General features: G+C 33.1%; 13 protein-coding genes. 12 read left to right on the top strand and 1 reads right to left on the bottom strand.

Features of this window, described 5'->3' with window-relative positions:
• The first annotated feature begins 184 nt into the window (after positions 1-184).
• From hydG to ACTCDL_RS00135, 9 genes are all read left to right on the top strand, one after another.
• Positions 185-1,570: a [FeFe] hydrogenase H-cluster radical SAM maturase HydG gene (gene hydG, locus ACTCDL_RS00175; RefSeq protein ID WP_463173167.1), complete on the top strand. Its 1,386-nt coding sequence runs from the start codon at positions 185-187 to the stop codon at positions 1,568-1,570.
• Positions 1,545-1,799, top strand: a complete 255-nt coding sequence (locus ACTCDL_RS00170; RefSeq protein WP_463173166.1) for a hypothetical protein — start codon at positions 1,545-1,547, stop codon at positions 1,797-1,799. The genes hydG and ACTCDL_RS00170 overlap by 26 nt, the downstream gene beginning before the upstream one ends.
• 19 nt (positions 1,800-1,818) lie before the next feature.
• Positions 1,819-2,904 carry a [FeFe] hydrogenase H-cluster radical SAM maturase HydE gene (gene hydE / locus ACTCDL_RS00165; protein WP_463173164.1) on the top strand — a complete coding sequence of 362 codons (1,086 nt, stop codon included), beginning with the start codon at positions 1,819-1,821 and terminating at the stop codon, positions 2,902-2,904.
• Between the two features lie 100 nt (positions 2,905-3,004).
• Entirely contained in the window at positions 3,005-4,225 is a 1,221-nt protein-coding gene (gene hydF, locus ACTCDL_RS00160; RefSeq protein WP_463173162.1) for a [FeFe] hydrogenase H-cluster maturation GTPase HydF, read from the top strand.
• The gene (locus ACTCDL_RS00155; RefSeq protein ID WP_463173161.1) at positions 4,225-5,646 is read left to right on the top strand and encodes an aspartate ammonia-lyase; all 1,422 of its coding nucleotides are present in this window, start codon (positions 4,225-4,227) and stop codon (positions 5,644-5,646) included. The genes hydF and ACTCDL_RS00155 overlap by 1 nt, the downstream gene beginning before the upstream one ends.
• A gap of 106 nt (positions 5,647-5,752) precedes the next feature.
• Positions 5,753-6,424: a DUF554 domain-containing protein gene (locus ACTCDL_RS00150; RefSeq protein WP_463173159.1), complete on the top strand. Its 672-nt coding sequence runs from the start codon at positions 5,753-5,755 to the stop codon at positions 6,422-6,424.
• Positions 6,425-6,832: 408 nt separating this feature from the next.
• The gene (locus ACTCDL_RS00145; RefSeq protein WP_463173157.1) at positions 6,833-7,795 is read left to right on the top strand and encodes a peptidoglycan DD-metalloendopeptidase family protein; all 963 of its coding nucleotides are present in this window, start codon (positions 6,833-6,835) and stop codon (positions 7,793-7,795) included.
• 26 nt (positions 7,796-7,821) lie between these two features.
• A complete protein-coding gene (locus ACTCDL_RS00140) occupies positions 7,822-8,319 on the top strand; it encodes a bactofilin family protein (protein ID WP_463173156.1) in 498 nt (165 codons plus the stop codon).
• A 1-nt stretch (position 8,320) separates the two neighbouring features.
• Entirely contained in the window at positions 8,321-8,749 is a 429-nt protein-coding gene (locus ACTCDL_RS00135; RefSeq protein WP_463173154.1) for a GNAT family N-acetyltransferase, read from the top strand.
• 37 nt (positions 8,750-8,786) lie between these two features.
• On the opposite strand, the gene yyaC is transcribed toward ACTCDL_RS00135, so the two are convergent.
• Positions 8,787-9,434 carry a spore protease YyaC gene (gene yyaC, locus ACTCDL_RS00130; RefSeq protein ID WP_463173152.1) on the bottom strand — a complete coding sequence of 216 codons (648 nt, stop codon included), beginning with the start codon at positions 9,432-9,434 and terminating at the stop codon, positions 8,787-8,789.
• A gap of 151 nt (positions 9,435-9,585) precedes the next feature.
• Here yyaC and ACTCDL_RS00125 point away from each other — a divergent pair, with 151 nt between their 5' ends.
• The 3 genes from ACTCDL_RS00125 to ACTCDL_RS00115 are packed head-to-tail and all read left to right on the top strand — an operon-like array spanning position 9,586 to position 12,700.
• Positions 9,586-10,617, top strand: coding sequence for a YkvI family membrane protein (locus ACTCDL_RS00125; RefSeq protein WP_463173151.1), 1,032 nt, complete (start codon positions 9,586-9,588; stop codon positions 10,615-10,617).
• Between the two features lie 56 nt (positions 10,618-10,673).
• Positions 10,674-11,831: an alanine racemase gene (gene alr, locus ACTCDL_RS00120; RefSeq protein WP_463173150.1), complete on the top strand. Its 1,158-nt coding sequence runs from the start codon at positions 10,674-10,676 to the stop codon at positions 11,829-11,831.
• A gap of 5 nt (positions 11,832-11,836) precedes the next feature.
• Positions 11,837-12,700 (top strand): mechanosensitive ion channel family protein, encoded by an 864-nt coding sequence (locus ACTCDL_RS00115; RefSeq protein ID WP_463173149.1) that lies wholly within the window; start codon positions 11,837-11,839, stop codon positions 12,698-12,700.
• Positions 12,701-12,945: the final 245 nt, after the last annotated feature.

Below are 12,945 nucleotides of genomic sequence, written 5' to 3'. Positions count from 1 at the left end.
AATAGATTGGGATTTTTCCTGGTTTAGAGGGATGAAGTGAAATATTAATACAAGTTCTCTAAATGAAAGGGGTATCCTAATCATAGGGAGAGAGTGTCTTAGGGCTAGTATGTCAAGACTTATCTCTGTGGTAAGTCTTTTTTTATTTATAAATGTGAAAAAAATCTCAAGAGGAGTGATAAATATGTCAAAGGATTTTATTGATGATGGGAAGTTAGAGGAGATTTTAGCAGAGGCAAAACCGACAGAAGAGAAGATAGAGCAAATTATTAATAAGTCATTAAATAAAGAGAGATTATCTTTAGAAGAGACGGCTACTTTGTTACAAGCTGACAAGCCAGAATGGATTGAGAGAATATTTAAAGGTGCTGAGGAGTTAAAGAACAAAGTTTATGGTGATAGAATAGTATTATTTGCTCCTTTATATGTAGGAAATAAATGTATCAATAACTGTGAATACTGTGGTTTTAAGGCTTCTAATACTGAAATTGATCGCTGTACTTTGACTATTAAAGAATTGCAGGAAGAAGTCAAGGCGATGGAGAAAAAAGGGCAGAAACGTTCTATCTTAGTCTATGGAGAGAGTCCAGATTATGATGCAGACTTTATTGCCAAGACTGTAGAGGCTGTGTATGATACTCGAGAGGATAAAGGAGAGATTAGACGGGTTAATATCAATGCTGCTCCTTTAGATGTAGAGGGCTATAAGAAATTAAAAGAGGTTGGTATTGGAACTTATCAGATCTTCCAGGAGACTTATCATCATGAAACTTATCAAAAGGTACACCATTCTGGACCTAAAAAAGACTTTGAATGGCGAGTAACAGGACTAGATAGGGCAATGGAAGCTGGAATTGATGATGTAGGGATTGGAGTATTATTTGGGCTATATGATTGGAAGTATGAAGTAATGGGACTATTAGAGCATACAATTCACCTTGAAGAGAAGTACAATGTTGGTCCTCATACAATCTCTTTTCCTAGATTAAAGGAAGCTAGTAATGTAAGCATAGATGATAAACACTTTGTTAATGACCAAGAACTGAAACGAATAATAGCTATCTTAAGACTTGCTGTTCCTTATACTGGTTTAATCTTAACCGCACGTGAAGATGCTAAATTAAGAAGAGAAGCTATTAAATTAGGGGTTTCACAGATTGATGCTGGAACTAAGATAGAGATAAATGGTTATGCTGATGCTGATGATGAACAAGATATAAACCGTGAGCAGTTTATGATAGGAGATAGTCGTTCTTTAGATGATGTAATTTATGAATTGCTTAGTGATGGATATATTCCTTCCTTCTGTACTGCCTGTTATCGCTTAGGAAGGACAGGAGAACATTTTATGGAATTTGCTATTCCTGGCTTTATCAAAAGATACTGTGGGCCTAATGCTCTATTAACCTTTAAAGAATACTTAGAGGATTATGCTTCTAAGAAGACTAAAGAGGTTGGGGAGAAGTTGATCCAAGAAAAATTGGCTGAGATAGAAGATGAGAAGACTAAAGAGAAGATTGAAGCTAAATTAGGGGAGATTGAAGATGAAAAAAGAGATTTATACTTTTAAAGAAGAGCTAAGCAATGCTGTTAATCAAGATAATGTCAAAGTCTGGCTTAATAAGAAGGAAGGAAAGAGGATTGATTATCTTTTTAAGATTGGAGAAGAACAATTTACTGACTCTAGAGTAATAGGCGAAAATAAGGATTTTCTACTATTAGGACAGAATATAGATGATGAATTAAAAGAGGAGTTAAGTTTACTCTTTAATAATTATTTTAATTCAGATAAAAAATAAAGCAGAAAGAGGGTATTATATGGAGTTAGAAGCTATTTTGAACAAAGATAAATTGACTAGGGATGATTTAATCGATTTAATGAATTTAGAAGATAAAGAAGATTTGCAGAAATTATATGATAAAGCTTATGAGGTTAAAGCTGAATATATAGGACAGAAGGTTTACTATCGGGGTTTAATAGAGTTCAGTAATGTATGTGTTAAGAACTGTAATTATTGTGGAATCAGAAAGGATAATCATAAGGTAGATAGATTTACTATGACGGAGGAAGAAATCTTAGATAGAGCTAAATGGGCTTATGAAAATAACTATGGGTCAATCGTTCTCCAATCCGGTGAGAGAAGTGATAAAGAGTTTATTGAATTTGTTGATAATATCATTAAAAAGATTAAAGAATTAAGTAATGATGAATTGGGGATTACCTTGTCCTTAGGGGAGCAGAGTAAGGAAACCTATCAGCGTTGGTATGATTTAGGAGCCCATCGTTATTTACTTAGAATAGAGAGTTCTAATCAAGAGTTATACAATTCCCTTCACCCAGATGACCATGACTTTAAACGTAGATTAGAATGTTTAGCAGAGATGAAGGAGATTGGTTATCAAGTAGGTACTGGAGTAATGATTGGATTCCCAGGTCAGACTATAGAAAATTTAGTTGATGATTTAATCTTCTTTAAAGAAAATGATATTGATATGGTTGGGATGGGACCTTATGTTCTCCATGAAGATACCCCGACAGCTAAGGATGTTGAAGATAATAAAGTTTTAAAGACTAGAAACCTTAATTGGGGATTGAAGATGGTAGCAATCTTAAGATTATTAATGAAGGATATTAATATTGCAGCAACTACTGCTTTACAGGCTCTAAATCCAGTAGGGCGTGAGATGGCATTAAAGGCAGGAGCTAATATCCTAATGCCGATTATTACTCATAGAAAATATAGAACTGAATATCAGCTTTATGAGAATAAGCCCTGTATTGATGAAGAGGCTTCTGACTGTAAGAACTGCTTAGCTGCTAGAGTAGGCACAGTAGGTGATGAGATTGTGTATGGTGAGTGGGGAGATTCACCACATTATTTTAAAAGAATTAATGAAAAATAAGTGGATAGTGTGAGTGTTAGTGTGAGTACTATATATTAGAATTTACTTACACTAACACTAATAACTCACACTTTTCATATAACTTCGGAGGTGAAGAATTATGCAAAACACACCACAGGCTAATAGATTACACATTGCTCTGTTAGGGAGGAGAAATGCTGGTAAATCTAGCTTAATCAATGCACTGACCAATCAGGATTTGGCTGTGGTTTCTGATGTAGCAGGAACAACAACTGACCCAGTCTATAAGTCAATGGAAATCTTACCGATTGGACCAGTGACTATGATTGATACGGCAGGAATTGATGATGTAGGTGAGCTAGGTGAATTAAGAATTAAAAAGACCAAAGAGGCTTTAAGTAGGACAGATTTAGCTTTATTGGTAATTGATCCTGAAGTAGGAGTAGATGAATATGAGAAGAACTTACTGGCTGAATTAGAGGAACGGGAGATTTCGGTTGTAGGTGTAGTCAATAAAGAGGACAAATTTGACCAGTTAGAATTAAATTCTTTAATGAAAGAGTTAGGTATTAAATTATTGAAAGTCAGTGCTAAAGAGCAGGCAGGGATAGAAGAGCTAAAGAAAGAGATAATCCTACAAGCTCCAGAGAAATTTGAAGAACCCCATATTATTGGAGATTTAATCAAACCTCAAGATATAGTCGTATTGGTTATTCCCATAGATTTGGCTGCTCCTAAGGGTAGATTAATCTTACCACAGGTTCAAACCTTGCGAGATATTCTCGATAATGATGCCCAAGCAGTAGTAGTTAAAGAAACAGAGTTAAAAGGTGCTTTAGATAGTCTTAAAAAGAAGCCTAAAATTGTAGTTACTGATTCTCAAGCCTTTATGAAGGTGGCTGCCGATGTACCAGAAGATATTATGTTGACTGGATTCTCAGTCTTATTTGCTCGCTATAAGGGTGATTTAGAGATCTTTACTAGAGGTGCTAAAGGAATCTCTAAACTTAAGGTAGGAGATAAGGTGTTAATCTGTGAAAGCTGTACCCACCATCGGACTGCTGATGATATTGGAACTGTCAAAATTCCTCGCTGGTTACGCCAAGAAGTAGGTGGAGAGTTGGAATTTGACCATGTGGCTGGAAGGGAATTTCCTGATAATGTTGAGGAGTATAGTTTAATTGTTCAATGTGGCGGATGTATGACCAATCGCAAAGAGATTTTATATAGGTTGAAGAAGGCTGATAGTTTAGGTGTTCCAATCGTTAATTATGGGATGCTAATTGCTTATGTACATGGTATTTTAGATAGAGCCTTAGAACCTTTTCCCTTGGCTCAAATGGTCTGGGAGGAAGATTAATGAGAGTTGAAGAGGACTTATTAGGGGTTAGAGAACTTAAAGATGAAAGCTATTATGGAATTAGTACTTTAAGGTCTGCTGAAAACTTTAACTTTACTGGCAGAAAGGTCAATTTAGAGTTGATTAAGGCGATAGTTCAAATTAAAATGGCTGCTATAATTACTAATTATGAGTTGGATAAGGTCAGTGAAGAGAAGAAAGAAGCTGTCCTAAAAGCTTGTAAGGAAATCTTAGCAGGAAAATTTGATGAGGAGTTTATTTTAGATGCCTTACAGGGTGGGGCTGGGACATCGACCAATATGATGGTTAATGAAGTGATTGCTAATCGAGCAATTGAGCTGTTAGGTGGACAGAAGGGGGATTACAGTCTAGTTCACCCCAATGAAGATATTAATCTAAGCCAATCTACCAATGATGTCTATCCGACTGCTGTCAGAATTTCTGCTTTAAAATTATTGATACCCTTAAGTGAAGAGGTGGCTAACTTACAGGAAGCATTACAAGAAAAAGAGAGGGAATTTGCCAATTATCTCAAATTAGGTCGGACTCAACTACAGGATGCTGTCCCTATTACTTTAGGACAGGAGTTCTCTGCTTATGCAGAAACGATTAGTCGTGACAGGTGGAGATTATTTAAAGTAGCTGAGCGATTAAAGCAGATTAATTTAGGTGGGACAGCTATAGGTACAGGTTTAAATGCTCCCCGTAAGTATATCTTCAAAGTTGTCAAAGAAATTAGAAACATAACAGGTCTAAACTTGGCTCATGCAGAGAATATGATAGATAATACACAAAATTTAGATGTTTTTGTAGAGGTTTCAGGTTTATTGAAGGCTTTAGCTGTAAACTTAAATAAAATTGCTAATGATTTAAGGTTATTAAGTTCAGGACCTAAAGGAGGAATAGGTGAGATTAAATTACCTCAAGTACAGGTAGGTTCTTCAATTATGCCAGGTAAGATTAATCCAGTAATTCCTGAAGCGATCAATCAAGTAGCTTTTCTAGTAATCAGTAATGATCAAGCCATTACCTTGGCTGCTCAATCAGGTCAATTGGAGCTAAATGTAATGACCCCGTTATTAGCCGATAAATTACTAGAGAGTTTAACAGTCTTAAAAAATGGTGTAAAAATCTTTAGAGAGAGATGTATTATAGGAATTGAAGCTAATCAAGAGCGATGCCAAGAGCTATTAGAAGATAGTTTGGGACTACTAACAGCATTAAATCCTTATTTAGGATATAAATTAACAACAGAGATTGCTAAAGAGGTTTTAACAGGAGAAAAGAAGGTCAGAGAGTCTGTGTTAGAGAGAGGACTCTTTAGTGAAGAAGAGCTGGAGCAAATTTTGAGTCCAAATGAGATGACCCATCCAGGGATAGCAGCAGAGAAATTGTATAAAGAATGGAAGATAAAGGATTAGTGCAAAAAAGAGAGGAAAAATCCTCTCTTTTTACTGTTTTAGCAGGAATTAAGAGATAAAAGTATAATTTCTTTATAAAATCAAGGAATAATGAAGGAGAGAGAATATGAAGGGGACTATAGTTAATACTATCTCGATTATCATAGGAGGTAGTTTAGGAATAATGCTTGGAGCTAAGTTAAAGAAGAGATTTAAGGAAACTGTTATGCAGGGATTGAGTTTATCAGTATTACTGATAGGTATACAGATGGCATTAAGTACTAACAACCCAACTTATATTATCTTTAGCTTATTAATAGGTGGATTGATTGGAGAAGCAATTAACATAGAGGATAAATTAGAAAGTATCGGTAAATGGTTTGAGAGAAGGCTAGGAAATAGAGGTAGAGTAGCGGAAGGTTTTGTCCAATGTAGCTTAATCTATTGTGTTGGTGCTATGGCAATAATGGGGGCTATTCAGGATGGATTACAGCATGACCCCTCTACATTATATGCCAAAGCTTTATTAGATGGGTTTTCTGGAATAGCCTTTGCTTCTACTTTAGGCATAGGAGTTATTTTATCAGCAATACCTGTCTTCTTATATCAGGGTGCTATTACTTTACTAGCAAGTCAGGTCAAGGTCTTTTTGACCGACCCTATCATTACTGAAATGACAGCAACAGGGGGACTATTAATTTTGGCAATTGCTTTAAATATGCTAAATATAACCAAAATTAAAGTTGGGAATTTATTGCCGGCTATTTTTGTAGTAATTGCTTTAGTTTACTTATTCTAATTATGTAAAGTATCTTGTCTTAGTTAAATATGAATATGGATGGTAGGGGAATATGTAGATTGAGAGAGTTTTTTATTTGGGTAATTAGGTGGCTAGAAGGTGAGGTTTTAAACTTTTTACCCAATTAGCTATCTTCCTTTCCTAACATCCAAATTGTTCCGTAACTATAATAAATAACCGTTATAATTTAATTTGCTAATCAGTAAGATTATATTATAAGTTATGACATTATAGTACTTTTATCTTAAATAATATAAACTTTATTCAATAAAATAATTAATTTGAAATGTTGATAAAAAAGAGGAAAAATGTTTTTTATGTAGAATAATTGTAATAAGTTTAGTTGTTTAGTCAGGTATTTAGTTTTAATAGTGTATACTTAATCTATAAAATGGAGGGGACAGTATTATGTCTTACAATAAAGGAAAACGCAAAATAACTTTAACAATTGTTCCCCATACCGATGGTGATATTCGAACCTTACGTATCTCTAAAAGTAGTATTAAGTTTATCTTTTTATGTATATTTATTTCTGTTACTGTTCTATTAGGCTGTTTATTGTATTATTATGGAGAGTATAACCAAGCTCAAAGTGAGATTGATAATTTAATTCCTTACAAGGAGAAGAACCAGGTTCTCAAAGAAGAGAAAGAGTATTATGAACAGAGGTTATCGGAGTTTATTAATGAGATAGAGAAGATAAATAATGAATTTGGAGATATTATAACTGAAAAACAAGAGATTAGAGAGTTGATTAATGGTAAAGATGATATCAGTAAAAGCGATGAAATGCAAACTGATATGAGTAATAATATTGGATATTATGATTTTGAGAACTCCGATGATAAGGGCAGTGATATGATCCAGTATATAGAAGCCAATTTAGTTATGCTAAAAGAAGTAATGCCGAAACAAAAAAAAGAATTATATAATTTAAAACAGAAGGTAGTAGAACATAATAGGTTTATAGAGGCTAAACCTCAAGGGTGGCCAATTAGAAGTGGACAAGGCCGAATTACTTCACCTTTTGGATATCGTTATCATCCAGTATTAAAAAAGAGGCTATTTCATGATGGGATAGATATCGGAATTTGGTATAATCATAAGGTTATTGCCACAGGGAAAGGTAGAGTAATCTTTGCAGGTAATAGAAATGACGGTTATGGCAGAAAGGTTGTAATTGACCATGGCTATGGCTATAAGACCGTATATGCACATAATAATAGGGTATTAGTAAAGAGTGGACAATGGGTTGAACGAGGAGATGTAATTGCACTATCAGGTAATTCTGGACGTAGTACCGGACCTCATTTACATTATGAAATTCGATACAAAGGAAAAGTAGTTAATCCAATGGACTATATAAAATAGTTATTTTACAAATAGGAGGGCTATAGATGTTCGGAAAGAAGAAGAAAAATAAAAGAGCAAAGGGTATCGGGACAATTATTAGTGCTGGTACACATGTTGAAGGAACAATTCAAGTGGCTGAATCAATTAGAATTGATGGACAATTAGATGGAGAGTTAATCGTACAAGGAGATATCTACGTAGGTAAAGAAGGAAGGTTAACTGCTAATGTCCAAGGTGATAATATAATGATTGCTGGGGTTGTAGAAGGTAATGTAAAAGCTGAAGGTAGATTAGAGATAGTAGAGACAGGTAAGTTAATCGGTGATATATCTATCTGTAACTTAATTATTCATGATGGAGCAACTTTCCAAGGTAATAGCACTTCTAAGGCAGATATTGAACAGAAGATGTCTGAATCTAAGAAATCGTTAACTAATAAAGGTAAAGAAGAAGTAAATGATAATAAATCCAAGCAAGACTCTAATGATGACTCTACTAATATCTTTAAAAGAGTAGAAGATAAAGATAAGAAGAAGGGTTAATATGAAATTTAAAAGAGTAACTACTGAAGAAGAGTTAAAAAGAGTCTTTGAATTGAGAAGGGAAGTCTTTATTGAGGAACAAAGTGTACCAGTTGAATTAGAGCTTGATGAAGATGATAAGAGAGCAATTCATTTTATAGTTCAGACACCAGAAGCAGTTGTTGGAACCTGTAGATTGTTGTTAGTTAACGATAGTTTGGCTAAAGTACAGAGGATGGCAATTAAAAAAGAGTATCGTAGCAAGGGAGTAGGTTCTAGATTATTATCTGAGGTTATGGATTTTGCTAAACAAGAAGGGCTTAAAGAGTTGCTGCTGCATGCTCAAACTCATGCTGTTGATTTTTATAAGAATAATGGCTTTAATGTACTTTCAGATGATATAATTGAAGAAGCAGGTATAGCACATTTAAAGATGAATAAAATACTATAAAGGAAAGGCTTTGATTTAAATAAATAAATCAAAGCCTTTAGCTATTGTATTCTCTTAATTCCTGAAATAAAGAGTAAGCAATTATTTTTGACATTTTAATAACTAAGCTTAAGCGAGTGCTTTGCAGTACAAAATATTCCATATATCCAGAAACATTTACTAAACCGGTAATGTGTATATTTCCCACAGGAGGGAGATTCTTATTGACGCCAGAGCCTGGTTTTAAAGGTCCATCATTGACACTGATAGAACCTACACTACTACTTCTTCCTAAGCTAGCATCAATTGCTATAATAAATGGATTAGAATAATTTATATTAATATATTTTAGATGTTCTTCTAGATTTGTAGCATGAACAGGTTTTTCTAGGGATCCAAAAATTTTTGTGTTATTTCTAAAACGGAAATCTAATAACTTTGAACCTGTCAAAGGACCCAAAGAATCTCCAGTCGATCTATCTGTTCCAATACATATTACTATTAATTCTTGATTTTGGGGATTATATCTTGTTTTTAATTTATTTCTAATAATCTTTTTAAGATGACTAATTGCTAATGGATCATCGATATGGACTCTACTTTGTTCTAATAGCTCCTGTCTGTTAAAGCTAGTAGATGCTATGTTTTTAGGATTATTATTTAATTTTTTGTAATAGTTTTCTTTATTGGAAATATTTTTATCCATTTTTATCCACCACTTTTTAATTAAAGATATAGTTTTAACTATAAACTAGCTACTTTCTTAAGATGTGGAAATCTAATCTTATTTAAACTGTAAACTTTTACCTAAATTTATTTCTTTTTCCCTTCATATAAATGATTGAGGGGGGGATAAAGTGAAGATAAGCAAAAGTTTACAGATAGCTGTAACCTATATTGGAGCGATTATTGGAGCAGGTTTTGCTTCAGGACAGGAAATATTACGGTTTTTTGTTATTTATGGTAATAACGGTTTATTAGGAATAATATTATCTGGGTTACTATTTAGTGTTTTAGGTATTTTGATTGTTCAAATCAGTTATACTTTACAAGCAAGTAATTATAAAGATTTATTTTACAGTCTTGCTGGAAGCAAATTTGGCTTTATAGCTGATTTAATCTTAACTTTATTTTTATTAGGTAGTTTAATTGTAATGTTAGCAGGTAGTAAAGAGATATTTAATCAATTTTTTAATTATAAGATAAACTTTGGAATAATCTTAACAATAATAATTATTCTTTGGTCCAACTACTATGGAGTAGAAGGTATTATGAAGCTAAATACAATCTTAATTCCACTATTAATTATTATTATAATAGCTGTACTTGGAGGGATTATAGATGATTTGGATATTACTCTCCCACATGATTATTTAGAATTAAATTGGCTAGCCTCTTCTTTTATTTATACTGGATATAATCTGATTTTAGCACTAACAGTATTAGTTCCTTTGAGTTTGGAGGTAGAAAGAGGAGAGTTGTTCTGTGGAATCTTTGGTGGGGGATTAGTTCTGGGGATGATAGCTTTTTTCCTTTATTATCTTTTATCTCAATTTTATAATGAGATAGTAAATAGTCAGATTCCTATTATAGATATCATTGCAGATTACAAATATAATCTATATTACATCTATTCAAGTACTTTATGGTTAGCGATGTTAACAACTGCTAGTTGTAATTTATATGCTTTAACTAGCAGATTAAATGACAGTTTAGAATTATCTGAGAGAAAGGTTACCTTTATTATCTTGATTTTTGTACTTCCTTTTATAAAAATGCCTTTTGCTAGGTTAGTTGAATTAATTTACCCGCAATTAGGGAAGTTAAGTTTAGGGTTATTACTATTTTTAATTTTTAGTTATTTTAGTAGTTTTAGAAGATATTCATAAATTATGAGATTTATAGTTATTTACAAAAGATAATTTAAATATTTTATTATATTATTATGAAAGAAGGAGAATTTATGGAGATTAAAAACTTAAGACCGACTTGGTTAAATATAGATTTAGATGCCATCAAATTTAATCTCAGACAGGTAAAAAAAATTATAAGCCCAGAGACAGAGATAATGGCAATTGTTAAGGCAAATGGTTATGGTCATGGGGCTAGTGAAATTGCTAAGGTATCCTTGGAAGAGGGGGTAGGCTGGTTAGGAGTAGCTACAGTACATGAAGGAGTGGAATTACGTGAAGCGGGAATAGAGGCTCCTATTTTAGTTTTAGGAACTTTATTATCTAATCAGATTGATGATATAGTTGAATATAATTTAACACCAACAGTTTACACCTATGATTTAGCTAAAAAATTATCTCAAATAGGGATAGATATAAAAATACATATTAAAATAGATACAGGGATGGGAAGGATAGGACTGATAGCTGAAGAGGCTGGAGAAGAGATACTTAAAATTGCCAATTTAGCTAATATCAAAATTGAGGGTATTTTTACTCATTTTGCTAAATCTGATGTAGATAAGGCTTATACTGCTAAGCAATTAAATAGATTTAATCAGTTAATCGATTTTTTAAAGGATAATGGTATTGAGGTTCCAATAATACATACTTCAAATAGTGCAGCTATTATCAATTGTCCTAAAGCTCATTATAAGATGGTGAGAATGGGGATAATCTTATATGGACTATATCCTGACCAGACTTTATCTAATCAAATAGAGTTAAAGTCGGCGATGAGTTGGAAGGCCAAGATTGTCCATGTAAAAGAGGTAAAGACAGGAACTGCAATTAGCTATGGATGTACTTATGTAACTAAATCTAAGACTAAGATAGCTACATTACCTGTAGGATATCATGATGGTTATTCTAGGGCTTTATCTGGTCAGGTAGAGGTTTTATTTAAAGGGCAGAGGGTTCCAGTGATTGGTAATATATGTATGGATCAGATGATGATAGATGTATCTGGAATGGAAGTAGAGGTAGGAGATGTAGTAACCCTGCTTGGGAAGGAAGGAGGAGAAGAGATTTCGGCAAATGAGCTGGCTTACAAGTTAGGAACTATAAATTATGAAGTTATTAGTAGAATTGGTTTAAGAGTACCTAGAATCTTTTATAAAGATCAAAAAATTATTGGCTTTAAGGAGGGGTGAAATTTATGGAAAATATAACTGATTTAGGAGAATTATTCAATCGGTTTCTGGCTAAAATTTTAGACCCTAATTTATTGATGAAGGTTGGGATAGGTTTATTGCAGATTGCAGGTATTTTAATAGCTGGAAAGCTAATTTTAAAATTTGGTAATTATTTAATTGATCGCTTATTTGAGGAGAAGGAAAGGCATGACAAGTATATAAAGAGACGAAATAAAACTTTACAGATTGTTTTAAAGAGTGCCTTAAGATATACCCTTTATTTTTTTGGTGGAACAATGGCACTAGATGTTTTAGGAGTACCAACTACTTCTATTATTGCAGGAGCAGGGGTAGTTGGACTAGCTGTAGGTTTTGGTGCTCAAAACCTTGTTCGTGATGTAATTACAGGTTTTTTTATCTTATTTGAAAAGCAATTTTCTATTGGTGACTATATCAAAGTAGCAGGAATAGATGGTGTGGTTCAAGAGATTGGGCTAAGGGTTACAAAGGTAAGAAATTTCGATGGAGATTTACATATTATTCCTAATGGTAAGATAGAGCAGGTCACAAATCTTAGTTCAGAAGCTAGAAGGGTAGTAATTGATGCTCCTATAGATTATGATCAAGATATTAAAGAGGCTATTGAAATCCTAAAAGAGCTATCTAATGAATTAAAAGATGAATACCCAGTAATTTATGAAGGGCCTACAGTACAAGGAGTACAAGAACTTGCAGGCTCAAGTGTTAATATCAGATTAGTGGCTATGGTAGAACCTTTAGAATCATGGCAAATAGCAAGGATTATACGCCAAAGAGTAAAAGAAAGATTTGATGAGAAGGGGATTGATATCCCTTATAATCATATGGTTATAGTGAATAAGCAGTAGTTTAGAGAGAAGATTGAGTTTGAGTATAATTAAGTATCTATTTTGGCTTAAGCTTAAGTTTAAACTTAAGCTTAAGCTATTTTTCTGTCTTGCAATTTTTCTTAATTATTTATATACTGATAGGTGACCATAATATAGTCATCCAACTTTAGAATTTAAATCTATATAAGTTGAACTAATGTTTTTCTTTAAAGAATCAAAAAGTTTTTTTTGCAACGAATTAACACAAATTACACGAATAAAAG

This window comes from Orenia sp., assembly GCF_055140805.1.
This window is presented reverse-complemented; position numbering and strand designations above follow the sequence as displayed.

What these genes read in the sequence shown, in the direction of transcription:
- ACTCDL_RS00155 (WP_463173161.1), top strand. Translation starts at nt 4,225, where the DNA reads ATGAGAGTTGAAGAGGACTTATTAGGGGTTAGAGAACTTAAAGATGAA.
- ACTCDL_RS00135 (WP_463173154.1), top strand. Translation starts at nt 8,321, where the DNA reads ATGAAATTTAAAAGAGTAACTACTGAAGAAGAGTTAAAAAGAGTCTTT.
- yyaC (WP_463173152.1), bottom strand. Translation starts at nt 9,434, where the DNA reads ATGGATAAAAATATTTCCAATAAAGAAAACTATTACAAAAAATTAAAT.
- alr (WP_463173150.1), top strand. Translation starts at nt 10,674, where the DNA reads ATGAAAGAAGGAGAATTTATGGAGATTAAAAACTTAAGACCGACTTGG.
- hydE (WP_463173164.1), top strand. Translation starts at nt 1,819, where the DNA reads ATGGAGTTAGAAGCTATTTTGAACAAAGATAAATTGACTAGGGATGAT.
- ACTCDL_RS00145 (WP_463173157.1), top strand. Translation starts at nt 6,833, where the DNA reads ATGTCTTACAATAAAGGAAAACGCAAAATAACTTTAACAATTGTTCCC.
- ACTCDL_RS00115 (WP_463173149.1), top strand. Translation starts at nt 11,837, where the DNA reads ATGGAAAATATAACTGATTTAGGAGAATTATTCAATCGGTTTCTGGCT.
- ACTCDL_RS00140 (WP_463173156.1), top strand. Translation starts at nt 7,822, where the DNA reads ATGTTCGGAAAGAAGAAGAAAAATAAAAGAGCAAAGGGTATCGGGACA.
- ACTCDL_RS00170 (WP_463173166.1), top strand. Translation starts at nt 1,545, where the DNA reads ATGAAAAAAGAGATTTATACTTTTAAAGAAGAGCTAAGCAATGCTGTT.
- hydF (WP_463173162.1), top strand. Translation starts at nt 3,005, where the DNA reads ATGCAAAACACACCACAGGCTAATAGATTACACATTGCTCTGTTAGGG.
- hydG (WP_463173167.1), top strand. Translation starts at nt 185, where the DNA reads ATGTCAAAGGATTTTATTGATGATGGGAAGTTAGAGGAGATTTTAGCA.
- ACTCDL_RS00150 (WP_463173159.1), top strand. Translation starts at nt 5,753, where the DNA reads ATGAAGGGGACTATAGTTAATACTATCTCGATTATCATAGGAGGTAGT.